Consider the following 18,813-nt stretch of genomic DNA (forward strand, 5'->3'; position numbering starts at 1 on the left):
AACTAGTAAATGAAAAAAATTTTTTATAAAATATTCTTTGCATTTATTGTAATCTCTTATCTTCCGTTAATTGTAATATATTATTTTAACTTTTTATACATGGATAAATACATAGTTCAAAATACAAAAGAGCAGCTTATAAAAGTATCTGAAGAGATTTCTATTAAAGATATTCCTTTAGATAAAATAATAGACAGTAAAGAAAATAAAGATATAAAAATTGCATATATAAATTTTTTGCAGTCTAAAAAGGAGAATGAACTTTTTAACTACTTTAATAAGACTGAAATAAAAGCTAATTTAGAAAAGCTCCATACAGGAGATTATACAATAAGACTGACAAGCATGACAGATTTTCTTAATTATTTTCTTCTTATAAAGAAAATATCAGATACAGAATTTTTGGTGATTATATCTCCAACTATAGTTCCGAATGTAGTAACCAAAATGATGTCATCTTTTTATCTGGACTTGTCAGCTTTTATAGTACCAATACTTTTTGTTTTAGCATATATTTTCTCAAAGTATTTTTCTGATCCTATTGTGACTTTAGAAAAAATATCATCTAAAATATCAAAATTAGATTTTTCATCAAATATCGACTTTAAATATAATAATGAATTTGAAACTCTGGGAAATAATTTAAAGGGAATGTCTGAAAAGCTAAAAAATAATATAGATGAGTTGAATAATTTAAATTCGCAAATGAAAATAGAATTAAAGGAAAAAGAGAAATTAATAAATTTTGAAAAAGATTTTATGCGTTCAATAGGACATGAGTTAAAAACACCTATTGCTATAATCAATGGATATATAGAAGCTCTTCAAGATGATATAATATCAAATGAAGAAAAAGGAAATGTATATTCTATTATATATAATGAAGGAATATTTCTTGATAAACTTATTAAGAACTTAAATACATATTTAAAGTATGAGTTTAGTTTTTCTGATGAAAATTATGAAGAATTTCAATTAAAAGAGGTTTTAGAAGAAAAATTAAATAAATATAATCTTGATTTTATTAAAAAAGATATAGAATTAGTGAATAATATAAGTGAAGAGTCAATATTTACTGATAAATATCGTATATCTATTATTTTAAATAATCTTTTTACAAATGCAATTATTTATGTAGATGATAGGAAGATTATCAAAATAGAATTTAAAAATAAGGTTTTAAGAATATCAAATAGCTCTGAGTTTATTCCAGAAGAAAAATTTAAAAATATATTTAGACCATTTTATAAACTTGATTCATCTAGAAATAGAAAATATGGTGGAGCAGGTTTAGGTCTTTCAATAGTAAAAAATATATTAACAAGTTTAAATCTAGAACATAGCCTTGTATTTGATAAAGAAAAAAATTATGTTATATTTACAATAAAATTTAATTAAAAAAAGTTCTTGACCCTCAAGTAGCTTTATAGTTTAAAATTAATGTTGTCTTAGAAAACAATTTTCTCTACTCGGCTAATACTCTTAGTTTTCTAAATTTTACAACATTAATTTTTTTTATTTTTTGAAATGATAAAAAAAGATTGACTTATTAGTCAATAAGGTGTAAAATTTACCAATGACCTGTTGGTCAAAAAAATTATAAGGAGTAGGGTATGCCAGTCATAGGGAAAAAAGAGCAGATATTGGAATCTGCAACTAAGCTCATACTTAAAAAAGGTTATTCTCACACTTCAGTAGAAGATATAACTAATGAGATGGGGATAGCTAAAGGAAGTTTTTATACTTATTTTAAGTCGAAGAATTTATTATTAAAGACTATTGCAGAGAAAAAAATAGAAGAAATGATGGAGAAACAGGATAATATTCTTGAGAATAGTCTTTCTTTTGAAGAAACTTTAAAGAATATTATTCTGGTAAGACTTAAATTTTCTCACGAAAGTATGAAAAGAGAACTTGTGCTAATAAGTTTGATAAAAAATATAGAAGCTTTAGGTCCAGAAATAAGAGAAATATTAAAAAGGATAGAGCAGATAAATATCGAATTTATAAAGAAGCTACTTATAAAATTTAAAAAAGAACTTAATGCAGAGGAAAAAGAGTTTCAAAGATATTCAGAACTTATCAGTGCAATAATAAGAGAGTTTAAGGTAGTAAGTTTTTTTCTAGACAAAAGTGATAATGAAAATATTTTTATTCAAGATTTTGATGTTGTAATAGAAAAAATGAATAATGAAAAACTTGAAGAGGGAATAGATTTTATTTATACATGTATTTTAAAAATATTAAAATAGTTTTAAAGATTATTTATATATATTTAGGAGGTAGTAATGAAAAAAATATTGGGATTACTTTTAATATTAAGTAGTTCTGTGTTCGCTAGAGAGATTACTCTAGACCAGGCTATACAAATGTCATTGGAGAATAGTAAAGAGATTAAAATTTCTGAGAAGGATGTAGAAGTATCAAAATTAAGAGTAGGAATGGCATTTAAGGATGCGTTACCAAGTGTGGTATATAGTGGAACATACACTAGAGGAGAATCTGATCGTAAAATGTATAGACATGGTTGGGAGGATCAGGTAGAAAGAAAAGGTGGATATACTCAGACTATATCTATATCACAGCCATTATTTCAAGGTGGAGCTGTTCTTGGTGGAATAAAAGGGGCTAAAGCTTATAAGACTATAGCTAATCTTTTATATTTAGGTGAAAGAAGAGATACAAGACTAAAAACAATTCAAAATTATTCAAATATTGTTAAATATGAGAAAGATTTAGAGGCTTTGGAATCTTCTAAAAGAGAACTGCAAGCAAGATACAATAAACAAAAAGCACAATTGGATTTAAGACTTATCACAAAAACTGATCTGTTAAAAACAGAATATTCACTTTTAGAAGTTGAGTCACAAATCATTGGAACAAAAAATGGAATAACTATTGAAAAAGAAAATCTTAAAATAAAAACAGGAATACCTAAACAGGAAGATGTAACAGTGGTAGATTTTAATGTTCCTATGTATTTAAGTAGAAATATAAACTTCAAAGCAGATTTAGATCAAGCTATGAATGAGAGTATAAATGCTTTAGTAGCTAAGAACTATGTAGAAGCAGCAGATGCTTCAAAAATGGTGTCAAGAGCAGATATGCTTCCTAAGGTAAATGCTTTTGCAAGTTATGGAACATCAGAAAGAACAAAATATAATCCAACAATAGATGAAGCTGAATGGAGAGGCGGAGTACAGGTAACATGGAATGTATTTGAATTTGGAAAGAACTATGACAGCTATAAAGTAGCAGCAATAGGAAAAGAACAGGAAATGTTGAGAGAGAAAATATCAAAAGATAGTATTGATATAAGTGTAACAGATGCTTATTTGGAATTAATCAGAATGGAAAAAGAGAGAGATTCTAAAGAGAGAGCAATGGAAGCAGCTATAGAGAACTTCAAAATGGATCAGGAAAGATATGATGCAGGATTAATTTCAACAGTAGATTATCTATTGTCTGAATCACAGGAAAGAGAGGCAAAAGTAGCATACAATCAAGTAGTAATAGATTACCTGTATGCATTTGAAAAATATAGATCATTGCTTATTTAATAAAAATACATATAAAATTTCTACGTGAACAATTGCTTATAATTTTAAAAAAGTTTTATAAGGTAATTCCGTATCTTTTAAAACTTTTTTAAATTTGCTCATATAGATAATTTGGAATTAAAGATTGAATTTGGAATTAATTATTAGGAATTTTAGGAGGAGCAAGAATGAAAAAAACAGGTTATTTAATATTACTTCTAATATTAGTTATGACAGGTTGTGGGAAAAAACAAGAAGAAGTGATAGAGAAAAAAGTTAAATATGTTATCACAGAACCTGCAACAATGAGAAAAATGAATCAGGTATTTAAATCAGATGCTGTATTGGAACCTAAAAATAAAGTTGATCACAAAACTGAAAAAGGTGGAACGATAGAGAAAATTCTAAAAAGAAATGGAGATACAGTAAAAAAAGGCGAGCTTGTAATGGAACTTTCAGATGCTGCTACAGAATCAAGTTATTTCACAGCAAAAGCTAACTATACATCAGCACTATCTTCGCTTAATATTGCAAAGAACAACTATCAAAAATTTAAGAATCTTTATGAAAAAGAGTTGGTATCTTACCTTGAATATGTAAGTTATGAAAATACTTATGTAAGTGCAAAAGGAAATTATGAAGCAGCTAAAGCATCTTATGAAAATGCAAAAAGCGATTATGATAAATTATTCAGAAAAGCTGAAATAGATGGAATTGTAGGAAATCTTTTTGGAAAAGAGGGAAATGAGATATCATCAAGTGAAATTATATTCACAGTGGTAAATGATAAATCTATGGAAACTTATGTAGGATTCCCAGCAGAGTGGCTTACTCAAATAAAAGTAGGACAGGATCTGGAAGTTGAAGTAGGAGCATTAGGTAAGAAATTTGTTGGAAAAATTTTAGAAATAAACCCAATTGCAGATTCAGCAACAAAAAAATATATGATAAAAATAGCGGTTGATAATCCTGATAGAGCTATAAAAGATGGAATGTATTCATATGTAACTATTCCAGTAGGAGAAATCAATGTATTGTCAGTTTCAGATGAAGCAATATTTGTAAGAAACTTGCTAAGCTATGTATTTAAAGTAGAAGATGGAGTAGCAAAAAGAGTAGAGGTAAAAACAGGAGCTACAAATCTTCCATATACTGAAATTTCTTCAGATAATGTAAAAGAAGGAGATAGAATAGTAGTTAAAGGTATCTTCGGATTAGAAGAAGGAAACGAAGTAGAGGAAAATACAGAAGCAAAATAATATTTTAAATCAAAATAATGAGGTGAATAAATAAATGACTTTAGCAGGTTTATCAATACGTAGACCAGTTGCTACAACAATGGTTATGATATCCGTTATGTTCATTGGATTAATGGCAATGTTTTCTATGAAATCAGAGCTTTTACCAAATATGAATATCCCAGTTGTTACAGTTAGAACAACATGGCAGGGGGCAGTAGCAGAAGATGTAGAGACACAGGTTACTAAAAAAATAGAGGAAATACTTCCTAACGTTGAAGGAATAGATAAAATAGAATCAACATCAACTTATGGTCAATCAACAATAGTAGTAAAATTTGACTATGGAGTTAATGCAGATGAAAAAGTAACAGAGATACAAAGGGAATTATCAAAGATAACTAATGACCTTCCTAGTGCAGCTGATACACCAATTGCTAAAAAGGTAGAGGCAGGAACAGGAAACTTAACATTGGTAATAATGATGAGTGCTCCTAACAAAACAGAGTTAAGTAGTTTTGTTGAGGAATATTTGAAACCTAAATTTGAAAGTCTGCCTGGTATAGGGCAAGTAAATGTATTTGGTAATCCAGATAAACAATTACAAATTCAAATAGACAGTGACAAGCTTGCAGCTTATGATCTTTCTCCAATGGAACTTTATGATATGATAAGAGTATCAAGTTTAAATGTTCCTTTAGGAACAATAAGTACAGGGTCTAAAGATGTAATCGTTAGATTTATGGGAGAATTAAACTATATAGATACTTTTAAAGATATGATTTTAAAAAGTAATGGAAACACTTTAAGACTTAAAGATGTAGCTAATGTTGTATTGACTACAGAAGATCCTGATGATATTTCATATCTTTCAGGAAAAGAATCAATAGCAGTAATAGTAGAAAAATCATCAGATGGAAGTACAATAGATTTGAACAAAAGAGCACTTGAAGCACTTGAAAGTCTGGAATCTATAATGCCTCCAGAAACTGTATATAATGTATTGCTTGATACATCTATTGATATTAACCAATCAATATCAAATGTTAGTGGAACAGCAGTACAAGGACTTATTCTAGCAACAATAGTATTGTATTTGTTCTTGAAAAATATAAGAGCAACACTATTGGTATCAGCAGCTCTTCCAGTGGCAGTTATATTTACATTTGCATTCCTTGCATTAAATGGAACATCTTTGAACTTGATATCTCTAATGGGATTATCAATAGGGGTGGGAATGCTGACAGATAACTCTGTGGTTGTTGTAGACAATATATATCGGCATATGACGGAATTGAAATCACCAGTAATGGAAGCATCAGATAATGCAACAACAGAAGTTGCTATGTCAGTTATAGCATCAGCTTTGACAACAATGGTTGTATTTATTCCTATACTATTTATTCCAGGAATAGCAAGAGAGATATTTAGAGACTTGGCTTATTCAATCATATTCTCAAACCTTGCAGCCATAATAGTTTCACTTACTTTGATACCTATGCTTGCCAGCAGATTCCTTACGAATAAGGCAGATATTACAAAAGAAGGAAAAATATTTGGAACAGTAAAAAGCAACTATTTAAAACTGATAAACTGGGCAGTTGATCATAGAGGAAAAACAGTTGGAATAACAGTACTTGTGTTTGTAATTTCAATGGTAACTGTACCAAGATTCTTAAAAATGGAATTTATGCCTAAGCAAGACCAAGGAAGATATTCAATAGTTGCAGAGCTAGGAAAAGGACTTGACCTTGAAAAATCTAAGGCAATAGCTAAAGAGATAGAAGATATTGTTATAAACGAACCTAATACTCAAAGCTACTTTACTATTGTTCAAAAGGACAGTTTCTCTATCAACGTTGATATAGGAAAGAAAGATACAAGAAAAACTTCTGTATTTGATATAATTACTAAATTAAGACCAATTGTTGAAAAAATTCCTGATACAAGAACAAACTTATCAGAAGATTTTGCAATGGGATCGCAGCAGAGAGATGTACAGTTTGATATAGTTGGTTCTAACCTTAATGAAATAAAAGAAGTTGGAGCAAAGGTACTTGCAGAAATAAAAAATTATCCAGGAGCAGTTGACGTAAAATCAACATTGGATCCAGGAAACGTTGAGGCAAGAGTAGTACTTGACAGAGATAAAATTAAAAGTTATGGAATCAATCCATCTGTAATTGCTCAGACATTGAGTTACTCAGTATTGGGAGGAGACAGAGGAGATACAGTAACTGTTAAGACTGGAGTAGAAGAAATAGATGTTATGGTAAGATTACCTAAAGAAAAAAGAAATGACATCAATGCTTTAAAAAATCTTAACATAAAAATAGACAGTGGAAAATTTATAAAATTATCTGACGTTGCTGATATAGTGATGGCAGAGGGATCATCAGAGATAAATAAAACAGATAGAATATATAGTGTAACAGTTTCTGCAAATGATGGTGGAGTGGGAATGAAAGCTATTCAAGATAAACTTGTAGAAGCATATGAGAATACTAATCCACCAAAATCAGTTGATTACAGATGGGGAGGAAACTCTGAAAACCTTAGTGATGCAACAAGTCAGCTGGGATTTGCATTGGGAATTTCAATATTCTTGATATATGCATTGCTGGCAGCACAGTTTGAGAACTTTGTACTTCCAGTGATAATCATAGGATCAATACCACTTGCATTGGTAGGTATAGTATGGGGACTTTTATTAACTGGACAGCCTGTAGATATCATGGTTATGATAGGAGTTATACTTCTGGCAGGGGTGGTTGTAAACAATGCCATCGTACTGATTGACTTTATCAAGATGACGAGGGAAAGAGGAAGCGAAAGACAGGAAGCAGTAATAGAATCTTGTAGAACAAGACTTAGACCTATCCTTATGACAACTATGACAACAGTACTTGGAATGCTGCCATTATCATTAGGACTGGGAGAAGGTTCGGAAATATATAGAGGAATGGCTATTACAGTTATGTTTGGACTTACATTCTCAACACTTCTAACATTGGTTGTAATCCCAATTCTTTATACATTGATAGAGGATATGAATAATGCTATTCTAAAATTCCTTAAAAAAGTGTATAATAAGGTTATGGATCTTTTACCTAAAAAGTTAAGTGGAAGAGACTAAGAAGAGGGGGGAATTGCAATGACAGATGGACATTATAACTATAAGATGATATTCGTTAATATAAACGAATCTCAAAAGGCTAGACTTGAGGATTTTTTTGATGAAATAAAATTCTATTACTATACTGTACAGAAGAAAATAGAAAGTGTATGGGATGCTAAAGTAAAACATAAAAATACACTTATCTGGCCAGGAACAGATTGTACTTTTATACTTACTGTTCCAGAAAGAAATCTGGATAAAATGCTGACAAACTTGAAAACTTTCAGAATGTCACTTCCACATGGAATAGTTATGACAGCAGGAGTAATTCCTGTAGACAGAATCATAATAGATTTCCTTAATGAAGATATAGTTCCAGATGATGAGCTTCTAAAGGTATTAAAAGAAAAGCATAAAGTAAAATAATTAAATAAATAATATATAAGGATAACTTAAATGTCAGAAATGACAGAAGGGTTATCCTTATTTTTATTTAGTAATAAATTGCATTTTTTTCTTTTTTAGTGTATATTTATATATAAAAGCTATTACCCTAAAGTAGCTTTATAGTTTTGAAGTTAAATTTTGGCTTGTAAATAATGAATTTTAGATAGAAAACAGGGGGAATTATGAAAAAATTATTAGTGGTTATTTCTCTTTTAGCTTTTGCTGCATGTGGGGATAAAAAAGCAGTACAGGCAGAGAAAAAAGAAGTGGTAAAGTTGGCAAAAACGATTGATTTAAATGAACAGAATTTAGAATATGTAAAAGATTATAATGGAGAATTAAGACCTGTTAATGAAGTGACAATTATTACTCCAACAGGTGGGGATGTAAAAAAGGTAAATTTTAAAAATGGGGATATTGTAAAAAAAGGGGATGTAATAGTTGAACTTACAGATGCTTCTACTGAGGCAAGCTACTATGAAGCCGAAGGAAATCTTTTAAAAGCAAGATCAAGTTATTCAACTGATAAAATATCTTATGAAAAATATAAGAAACTTTTTGCTAAAGAAATTGTATCAGAGGATGAATATTTAAACTCTAAAAATAAATACGAAACAAGTTTAGGTGGATTAAAAATAGCAGAAGCTAATTTTATAAGAGCTAAGGATAATTTTTCAAGATTGAAAGTAACAGCTCAAATGGCTGGAACTATTACTGATTTAGACCTTAAAGAATTTGAAAAAGTACCTGCTTCTCAAAAAATATTAACAATAGTTGATAATAGCAGTATGGAACTTGTAATAGCAGTATCAGGGAAGGATACAGAGTATACAAAAGTTGGTGGGAAAGCAGAAATTTTTGTAGATGAATTAGGAGAGAAGTTAGAGGGAACTATAACAGAAATAAACTTGAGTTCAGACAGTAATACAAAAAAATATTCTGTTAAAATTAATGTGAAAAATGAAAATCAAAGACTTTTGAAGGGACTATATGCAAAGGTAAAATTACAGCAGGGATATATAAAAGGGCTGTTTGTTCCTAAGAAGGCAATAATGATAAAAGATCTTTACTCATATATAGTTATTTCAAGAAATAATACAGCTATTGTTTATAAAGTTACTCCTGATATTACAATAGGAGATGAACAGATGATTGAATTTCCTGACTATCAGCCAGGGGATAAAGTAGTGGTAGAGGGACAGTATCTTCTTAATAATAATGATAAAATAAAGGAGAACTAGGATATGAAATCAATTTCAGAATTTTCAATAAGAAAACCAGCTACAGCTACAATGTTCATAATATCAATGATTTTCTTTGGTATACTAGGTCTTAAAAAAATGCCAATAGAAATGCTCCCTAATATAAATAAACCAACTGTAAGAATAAGAATAAAATGGGATGGGGCAACCCCTTCTGATGTAGATAAAATGATTACAAGAAAAATAGAAGACGTTCTACCTAATGTAGAGGGAATAGTGGAATATACTTCTGAATCTTCTGCGGAACAGTCTCTTATATTTGTAAAATTTAAGTATGGGACGGAAGTTGAAACTAAGATAACACTTATACAAAATGAGATAAATCAAATAAGAAATAAATTTCCAGATGACATGAAGGAACCTTCTATAAGAAAGAGTTCTATGTCAGATGTACCAGCTATTACATTCTCTATGGCTGGTGGAGACAGAATGGAAATGAGAAGTTATGCTGAAAACAATTTGAAACCCATGTTGGAAAGACTTTCAGGTGTAGCTCAAATACAGGTTTTTGGAGGACAGGAACAGGAAGTATCTGTAGAAGTAGACCCCAATAAACTGGAAAACTATAATCTGGGAATAATGGATGTATATAATAAAATGAATAAGGCTAGTGTTAACCTTCCAGGAGGAATTTTAAGAGAAGGAGAAAAAGAGTACCTTATAAAAATAGAAGCAGAGATAGAAACTGCTGATCAGATAAAAGAGATAGTTTTAAGCAACAAAGATGGACATCTTTTAAAACTTAAAGACATAGCAAAAATACAGGTTGCTCCAAAGGACAGAACATCAATATACAGAAAAAATGGAAAAGACAGTATAGTAGTTATTGTTTCAAAAACAGATGATGGAAACTCTGTATCAATTGTTAACGAAACTAAAAAAGTAATAGAAAGAAATAGAGGGTCACTTCCTATTAATACAGTATTAAATTATGAATTTGATTCCTCTGTTACAATACTGAACTCAATATCTAATGTTAAATCAAGTGGACTACAGGGGTTAGTACTGGCTTCTGTTATACTTTTTGTTTTCCTGAAAAGTATTTCAGCTACTTTAATAATAGCAGTAGCTATTCCTATATCTATAATTTTTACTTTCTTCTTGCTGAATATTCAGGGAATAAGTATCAACCTAATATCTCTTATGGGATTGTCTCTGGGAATAGGAATGCTGGTAGACAACTCGGTAGTAGTTGTGGATAATATATTCAGACATATGACTGAGCTGGGAAAAACAAAATTACAAGCTGCAAGAGATGGAGCAGAGGAAATGGCACTTCCTGTATTAGCTTCAACAATGACAACTGTTGCTGCATTTCTTCCTTTAGTTTTTCAGGAAGGACTGGCAAAAGAGCAGTTTAATAACCTATGTTATGCAATATCATATTCATTATTGGCATCATTGGTAATATCTCTTACATTTGTTCCAATGATAGCAAGTAAAGTAATGGATAGTAAAAAAGATCTGAATGCTGAAGGAAAAATGATGATAGGATTCAGAAAAATCTATGTGTCAACATTGAAGTGGGCTATAAGACATAGAGGGGCAGTTTTAGGAATACTTGCAGTTCTGTTTGCAGGGTCAATGTTTGTTGCTTCAAAAATAGGAGGAAGATATATTCCGACTGTTGACGAAGGAAGATATGCTGTAGTTGCAAAACTTCCATCAGGGGCAGATGTAAATAAGGCTGACAGAATAGGAAAAATTCTTGAGGAAAAAGCAGTGACGCTTCCATTTGTAAGAGACTATACAGTTTCAGGAAACAGTTCACATGCTATTCTTAATATAAATGCAGGATTGAAAACTTCAAGAGATTTATCTCTTCAGGAAATAATAAGAGAACTTAGAAAAACTTTTGTGGAGTTTCCAGATGTGGAATTAACAATAACTCCAGGATATAAATTTGGAACAAGAGGAATCTATGATTTAGAGTTTGAACTTTATTCAGATAATGAATCACAGCTTCAAATAATATCTCAGGAACTTAAAGAAAGAGTAAAAGCAATAGATGGAATATATGATGTAACTTCATCATTTGAAGGTGGAAAGCCAGAAGGAAAGTTCTATATAGACAGAGAAAAAGCTGAATATTATGGGCTTGATGCAAAAACTATTGCAACAATGATACAGACACAGATATTAGGTGGAACTCCTATCAAAATCAACAGTGACAACAGTGAGATAGATGTAACACTTCAATTACAGAAAAAATATAGGGAATCTACAGGTTTAATATTAGATTCCAGAATAACTCTTCCTAATGGGGGAAATATCAGAATATCTGATATAGCTGAATTCAGAGCTGAAGAGGGGCCTTCGAAAATAGAAAAGAAAGATAAGAAAAAGAAAATAGTTATATATGCCAACTTAAAAGATGAGCTTGATTTGGCAACAGCTCAGAAATATGTAACTGCTACTCTGGAAGAGATGGGATATCCTGATGGACTGACTTATGGAACTGGAGGAAAAAGTGCTGACATGGCTGAAATGGAAAATCAGCTGAAGGCAACATTTGCCATTGCTGTATTCCTTATTTATTTTATCCTTGTATGGCAGTTTGAGTCATTTATAATGCCTTTTGTAATTATTTTATCTATACCGCTTTCAACAACAGGTGCATTCTATGCACTGTATGCAGCAGGGCTCAGTATAGATGCCATGGTTTCTGTAGGATTTGTAATGCTGGCAGGAATAGTTGTAAATAATGCCATTGTGCTGATTGACTTTATTAATATAAGAAGAGCTGCTGGGGATAATATGAATAAGGCACTTATCACAGCAGGGAAGACAAGACTGAGACCTATTATGATGACAACCCTTACTACTGTTCTTGGAATGGTTCCATTGATGTTCAGTAATGGAGAGGGATCAGAAATATATAAAGGAATGTCTTTTGTTGTAGTATTTGGACTTTCTACAGCTACACTTTTGACATTGGTAGTAATACCTGTATTCTATTATTTGATAGATGACTTCATAATTATAATGAAAAAGTTTAGAAAAAAATTATCAAAAAAATCGTAGAAGAGGAGAGGACATGGAAGATTACTTAACAATTGGAGAAATATCAAAACTTACAGCAGTTCCTATCTCTACACTGCGTTATTACGATAGTGAAGGAATATTTTCTCCTGCTCTAAAAGATGAAAAAAATAACTATAGATACTATACAGGATTTCAAATACCTGTATTAAAAATAATAGTGCATTTAAAAAAATTAGGTTTTACAAACGATTCTATAAAAAGTCATTTGAAAAATCTTAACTATTCTCATACTTTGGATTTGATAGCAAAGATAGTGGATGAGACTAAAGCTGAAATAAAGAGGCTTCAAAAAATAGAAAAGGAACTCCTTCAAAATGCAGGGCAAGTAAAGCATCTCATTGAAATTGAAGAGAAAATAGACACCTTTTTTATAGAAGAGATAGAGGAAATAAAAGCTGTATATACTGATATATCTTTAGATACTGATCCTAAGAAAATAATTCAAACAGCATTTAAAAAATTAGATATTTCTTTAAGTGCAAATAATTCATCTGAAATAACAAAGAAGATAGATGCGCCTTTGAGTAATACTACTTTGCCAATAGGAATATATGCTTTGATAATTCCTAAGAAAAATATTGAAAATGGAACTTTTAAAGAAGAAAAGGTTATTCTTATGCAGGATGTAAAAAACATTGAAAAGAAAATGGTACTTCCTAAGAATAAGTATGCCTGTCTTTACTGTAAAAATAGATTTAAAAACAGAAGAGAATATATTGAAAGACTTTTGGAATGGATAAAAAATAACAACTTTGAGATTATAGGAGATATGATTATACACTTTCTGGCAGGGCCCGGCTTTGTAAAGGATCCTAAAGAATTGCTCTATGCAGTAAAAGTACCAATAAAATAGAGTGGACAGGGAATTATCCCTGTCCTTTTTTGATATAAAAAATAAAATATGATAGAATAGAACTAATATAAAATCTCTTAACAGGAAGGATAGATTATGGCTGAATTTAGTGAACTGATAAAAAAATTTGATAAGATAAGGGAATACATGAGAGAATTTTATATTTATGGATTTAAAAGCAGAGAAGAGCTAGCTCTAAAAAGTCTCAGGAGTTATGATGATGATAAGAGGCGTATAGAAAGCTATCTGACTGGGTATATGTCATTTAATCAAAGAGAAAATGGAAAAAATATATTTCTTTCAGTAGACAGTAGAAAAATAACTGAAAATCCACTATATAAAGTATTTAAAACAAAATCTTTTACTAAAAATGATATAACATTACATTTTATAATTTTAGATATTTTATCTAAAAATGAAAAGTTAACTTTAAGAGAGATAACAGATAAAATAAATAATGATTATTTTTCAGAATTTAAAGAAAGTAATATTTTAGATACAGCAACAATAAGGCTTAAACTATCAGAATATGTAAAGGAAGGTATACTAAAAAGTGAGAAAAATGGTAAAGAAATATATTATAATTTTTTTGATGTGGATATAGATATTTTAAGTTATAAAGATATGATATCTTTTTTTAGTGAAGTATCTCCAATTGGTGTCATAGGCAGTTTTATAATGGATAGATTTGAAATTAGAAATATGGAATTTTCTTTTAAACATAACTATATACTTCATGCTATGGAAAGTGAGATATTGTATAAAATATTAGAAGGCTTGAATAAAAAATCAAAAATAGAATTAGAATATTTTATGAAAAAAGATAAAAAATGTATTGTTAAAAAGATAACTCCATTAAAAGTATTTATAAGTGTACAAACAGGGAGAAGATATATTGTTGGGTATTTAGAATCTGGTTCTGTTTTTATGTATAGGCTGGATAAAATAAAAAATGTAAAAATTTTAGAAAAAGATGAGAATTTTGATAAATTAAAAAATGAAATAGAGAATAAATTACAATATTCATGGGGTGTTTCTTTCAAAAAATTTGAACTGGAAACATTGAGAATGGTGCTGTTCATCGGAAAGAAAGAGGAATATATAATAGAGAGACTTAGAAATGAAGGAAGACATGGAGTAATTAATCAATTAACCAATGATAAATGGGAATATAAAATAGAAGTATATGATGCCTTGGAGATGCTTCCTTGGATAAGGACTTTCATTGGAAGGATAATTTCTTTAGAATCCAATAATGAAAATCTATGTAGAAAATTTCATAGAGATTTTGAATCTGTGTATAGATTTTATAATGGAGGAAAAAATGATATTTAATGAAATAAATAATGTCTACTATTTGACTGTATCCAGAATTATAAAGGAATTATTGAAAAAACCATTAACAGATAGAGAAATGATAGATATAATTAAAGAAACAGCTTTTTTAGAAAGCTTTATACAAATATATCAATCTATAAAAGAAGAGAAATGGCAGCTCATAACAAGAGATATGAAAACAGTAATAAAAAATCCTATAAAACCATATCTTACAGAAGTGGAAAAAAGATGGCTGAAATCTATTTTTATGGATAGAAAGATTAAGCTTTTTTGTGATGAAATTCCAGAATTAACTGGAATAAAACCTCTTTATCAAGAGGAAGATTTCTATTACTTTGACAGAAAGAAAAATGGAGATAACTATGATGATGAAAAGTATATAAAAAATTTTAGAAGGATATTAAAGGGAATAAATGAAAGAAAAAAAATAATAATAAAATCTTTGAATAGAGGGAAAAGGGTAACAGAGATAGAAGTAATTCCAGATAAAATAGAGTATTCATACAAAGATGATAAATTTCGTTTTTTAGGAATAAAAGATGGAAAAGAAAAAATATTTAACATGTCAAATATAATAGAATGTGAATTAACAGAGAGATATGAAGATATTGAAAAAGAAATAATCCCTATGGAGCAGAGGAAAATAATGGTTGATTTAGTAGATTCCAGAGATGCTTTAGAAAGAGCTATGCTGCACTTTTCAGACTTTAAAAAAGTAACAGAAAAAATTGATGAAAGAAAATATAAAATGGAAATATATTATGAAGCAATTGATGAAACAGAAGTACTCATAAGGGTATTATCATTTGGTCCAATGCTGAGAGTTATCTATCCCAAAAGATTCATTTCATTGATAAAAGAAAGATTAAAAAAACAGAAAAAACTGTGGACTTTTTAGTTCGCAGATTTTTTTTAATGATAATGGAAAAAATATCATGTATGATTAAAGTATAAAATCGCTTGCAGGCTAAAAGGAGAAAATATGAGAACTAAATTTTATGAGATAACTGGAAAATATAACACAGCTAAAGTTTTTACAAATGTGATAGAAAATGAAGCTATAGAACAAATAAAAACATTGTGTAACCAGGAATTTATAACTGGAAGTAAAATACGTATTATGCCTGATGTACATTCTGGAGCAGGATGCACTATTGGAACTACAATGACTATAACTGATAAAGTAATACCTAATTTAGTAGGGGTAGATATAGGCTGTGGAATGGAAACAGTTATGATAACAGATAAAGAAATTGATTTAGAAAAATTAGATAAACTTATTTATGAAAAAATACCTTCAGGTCATAATATAAGAAAAATTCCTCATGATCTGATAAATGAAATTGATTTGAATCAATTGAAATGTACAGGACACGTGAAAATGGATAGAGCTATAAGAAGTATAGGAACTTTAGGTGGAGGAAATCATTTTATTGAAGCTGGAAAAGATGAGGAAGGGAATATCTATATAACTGTTCATTCAGGGAGCAGACATTTAGGATTAGAAGTAGCAAATTATTATCAAAAGATGGGATATAAAGCCCTTAATAAAGTAAGTGATATAGATATTGAAAAAATCATAGAACAGCTGAAAAGTGAAGGAAGAGAAAAAGAAATAAATAAAACAATTAAAGAGATAAAAAAACAGATAATTACAGATATTCCACAAGCTTTGGCGTATGTATCAGAAGAGCTTTTTGATGACTATATACATGATATGAAATTGATACAAAAATTTGCTGTACTAAATAGAAAAGCTATGATGGATGAAATAATAAAAGGGCTGGGAACAGAAGTGGCAGAAGAATTTACCACAATTCATAACTATATTGATACTGATATGATGATATTGAGAAAAGGAGCAGTATCAGCTAAGAAAGGAGAAAAACTTTTAATACCAATAAATATGAGAGATGGAAGTCTTGTCTGCATAGGAAAGGGGAATGAAGATTGGAACTATTCAGCTCCACATGGTGCTGGAAGATTGATGAGCCGTACAAAAGCGAAAAAGACTTTTGAATTGAAGAATTTTAAAAAAGAAATGGAAGGAATATACACTACCTCTGTAAATAAAGATACTTTAGATGAATGTCCTATGGCATACAAAGCTATGGAGGATATTATAAAAAATATAGGAGATACTGTAGATATTATAAAAAGAATTATACCAATATATAATTTTAAAGCTGGAGAATAAAAGAGAGAGTACCTAAGAAAGATTATAAATCTTACTTATAGGCTACTCTCTTTAAATTTTACCCAGCTAAACCTCTATTTACAACATTTCCATCTTTATCTATATCAACTATTATACAGTGCCCTGCAAAATAGTCTGGACAGCAGCATAAAAATAATTCTAAAGATATCTCGCCATTTTCAATAGTTGCAGTTATACTTTCAGCATAGAGACTGTCAGAAAAATCTTTTTCAGAGATTGGTAAAAATACTTTATCTCCATCTACTATATAGCATTCCTGTTCTTCTTCTGCCTCTTCAGCACTAGAAGTCCATTCTTCAGCCAGTTCAAGTATTCCATCATCAATAAGAACTTTTTCTATTACTTGTGAATTGTCTTCAATCCATTTTAATCTGTTTTTTATCTGTGGTAGGAAATCACGAAGTTTAATGTCATCTTCAGTATCAATGTATAGATCAGTAAGATCATTTTTCCATATACTGAATAGAGTTTCAGCAGTGAATACATTTGAAGCTTTAAAATCTTCAACTTGAAGATTTTCACAAATTTTTGTACCTTTATATACATTTAACTTTTTATTCAGCACTCTTAAAAGCATTATTGCCCATCTGTCAGTGGGATCAAATTTTAAAGACTCAGATATATAGCCTTGAGCTTTTTCAAATTCTCCTAATGAATAGTAAGCATAACCTATTCTGTAGTACCATAGAGGATCAGCTGCACCTTCTTTTTCTATAGAAAGCAGTACCTTTACTACACTGTCAACTTTTCCTTCTCCACTGAATGCTCTAGCTAAATAGCTGTTGATTTCATAATCTCTATCCTCAGTGGGAATAGATTTTATTTTTTTTATTACTTTACTGTATTCCTCTTTTTCTATTAAAGCTTCAAATTCATCTTTTAATCTGTTTTCCATTATTATTTTACCAGTCCCTTTCTCCAATTGCTTCTTCTGTATCTATTCCTATATCGAACCATTCAAGAATATAGTCAACAGCAGCTCCTATACTTTCTCTTGCTACAGTTTCTATTTCGCTGTCATTTTCATCAAATTCTTCTTCAAGGTCATTTATAGCAATAGTCATAATATCAAATCTTTCTTGTATCTCTGCATACGTATGAGTTCCATCTTCTAAAAAAGAGATAACTTTTTTAATTTCATCTGCTATTTTATCTACTAAGAAATCAGGATAATAATCATCTCTATACATATCCTCTAATAGTTTAAAATCACTATTAAATTTTTTTACAGCAAAATAGACAGTAGTTCCATCATAGCTGTATTCATATTCATCCTCTGGATCTTCTTCTTCATTATGAGAGAAAATAGTTCCATCAGGATAAATAATATCTCCATTACCACTTACATCAAAAAACCCAACTTTGTATTTTTCTGAGAGTTCTCTTACTAAATCATAAGCTTCATCTGCTAAAGACCATGCAAATCCAGCATAAATAATATCTTTTCCAATACTGTAATCAGTAAGATATGATTCATCTTTTATTTCATCATCTTCAGGAGCAAAGGGTCCATTCATTTGAGGGAAAGTTTGAATCATTTCCATAAACCATTCTCTAAGAGCTGAAGAAGTTATTTCAGGATCTTCATAATCATGATCTTCTTCCCATTCAGTTTGATTATCATACCATTCTAAAAATTCCTCTTGTGTTTTTGGTGTTTTGGAAACTTCAAATACCATTAAATCATAGCTCATAATTTCCTCCTTAAAGTTTTTTAACTTTCCCAAGCAATATTCATTATATACTATCAATAGC

General features: G+C 29.7%; 14 protein-coding genes. 12 read left to right on the forward strand and 2 right to left on the reverse strand.

Translation table 11 applies throughout. The features are described from left to right. Positions 1–9 precede the first annotated feature (9 nt). The 12 genes from C4N20_RS10665 (at position 10) to C4N20_RS10720 (ending at position 17,037) form a co-directional block, all read left to right on the forward strand. A complete protein-coding gene (locus C4N20_RS10665; RefSeq protein WP_005976169.1) occupies positions 10–1,398 on the forward strand; it encodes a sensor histidine kinase in 1,389 nt (462 codons plus the stop codon). A 215-nt stretch (positions 1,399–1,613) separates the two neighbouring features. Next, a complete protein-coding gene (locus C4N20_RS10670; protein ID WP_005976171.1) occupies positions 1,614–2,252 on the forward strand; it encodes a TetR/AcrR family transcriptional regulator in 639 nt (212 codons plus the stop codon). Between the two features lie 36 nt (positions 2,253–2,288). Further along, on the forward strand, positions 2,289–3,560 hold the full coding sequence (locus tag C4N20_RS10675; protein WP_106878576.1) for a TolC family protein: 1,272 nt from the start codon (positions 2,289–2,291) through the stop codon (positions 3,558–3,560). Positions 3,561–3,727: 167 nt separating this feature from the next. Continuing rightward, entirely contained in the window at positions 3,728–4,798 is a 1,071-nt protein-coding gene (locus C4N20_RS10680; RefSeq protein WP_005976181.1) for an efflux RND transporter periplasmic adaptor subunit, read from the forward strand. Positions 4,799–4,832: 34 nt separating this feature from the next. Beyond that, entirely contained in the window at positions 4,833–7,913 is a 3,081-nt protein-coding gene (locus C4N20_RS10685) for an efflux RND transporter permease subunit (RefSeq protein WP_005976183.1), read from the forward strand. Between the two features lie 18 nt (positions 7,914–7,931). Then, complete coding sequence (locus C4N20_RS10690; RefSeq protein WP_005976185.1) at positions 7,932–8,321, forward strand: PG0541 family transporter-associated protein; 390 nt, start codon at positions 7,932–7,934, stop codon at positions 8,319–8,321. Between the two features lie 203 nt (positions 8,322–8,524). Next, positions 8,525–9,583: an efflux RND transporter periplasmic adaptor subunit gene (locus C4N20_RS10695; protein ID WP_005976187.1), complete on the forward strand. Its 1,059-nt coding sequence runs from the start codon at positions 8,525–8,527 to the stop codon at positions 9,581–9,583. A 3-nt stretch (positions 9,584–9,586) separates the two neighbouring features. Beyond that, complete coding sequence (locus C4N20_RS10700) at positions 9,587–12,628, forward strand: efflux RND transporter permease subunit (protein WP_005976188.1); 3,042 nt, start codon at positions 9,587–9,589, stop codon at positions 12,626–12,628. A gap of 13 nt (positions 12,629–12,641) precedes the next feature. Further along, positions 12,642–13,502, forward strand: coding sequence for a MerR family transcriptional regulator (locus C4N20_RS10705; RefSeq protein WP_005976190.1), 861 nt, complete (start codon positions 12,642–12,644; stop codon positions 13,500–13,502). 96 nt (positions 13,503–13,598) lie between these two features. After that, positions 13,599–14,837 (forward strand): WYL domain-containing protein, encoded by a 1,239-nt coding sequence (locus C4N20_RS10710; RefSeq protein ID WP_005976192.1) that lies wholly within the window; start codon positions 13,599–13,601, stop codon positions 14,835–14,837. Next, positions 14,827–15,738 carry a WYL domain-containing protein gene (locus C4N20_RS10715; RefSeq protein WP_005976193.1) on the forward strand — a complete coding sequence of 304 codons (912 nt, stop codon included), beginning with the start codon at positions 14,827–14,829 and terminating at the stop codon, positions 15,736–15,738. Before C4N20_RS10710 ends, C4N20_RS10715 begins: the two co-directional genes overlap by 11 nt. An 84-nt stretch (positions 15,739–15,822) precedes the next feature. Then, entirely contained in the window at positions 15,823–17,037 is a 1,215-nt protein-coding gene (locus C4N20_RS10720) for an RtcB family protein (protein ID WP_005976195.1), read from the forward strand. A 58-nt stretch (positions 17,038–17,095) separates the two neighbouring features. On the opposite strand, the gene C4N20_RS10725 is transcribed toward C4N20_RS10720, so the two are convergent. Further along, positions 17,096–17,980 (reverse strand): DUF2262 domain-containing protein, encoded by an 885-nt coding sequence (locus C4N20_RS10725; RefSeq protein WP_231940498.1) that lies wholly within the window; start codon positions 17,978–17,980, stop codon positions 17,096–17,098. Next, complete coding sequence (locus C4N20_RS10730) at positions 17,961–18,752, reverse strand: DUF5713 family protein (protein WP_005976199.1); 792 nt, start codon at positions 18,750–18,752, stop codon at positions 17,961–17,963. The genes C4N20_RS10725 and C4N20_RS10730 overlap by 20 nt, the downstream gene beginning before the upstream one ends. Positions 18,753–18,813: the final 61 nt, after the last annotated feature.

The organism is Fusobacterium ulcerans, assembly GCF_003019675.1.
In the GTDB taxonomy this organism is placed as follows: domain Bacteria; phylum Fusobacteriota; class Fusobacteriia; order Fusobacteriales; family Fusobacteriaceae; genus Fusobacterium_A; species Fusobacterium_A ulcerans.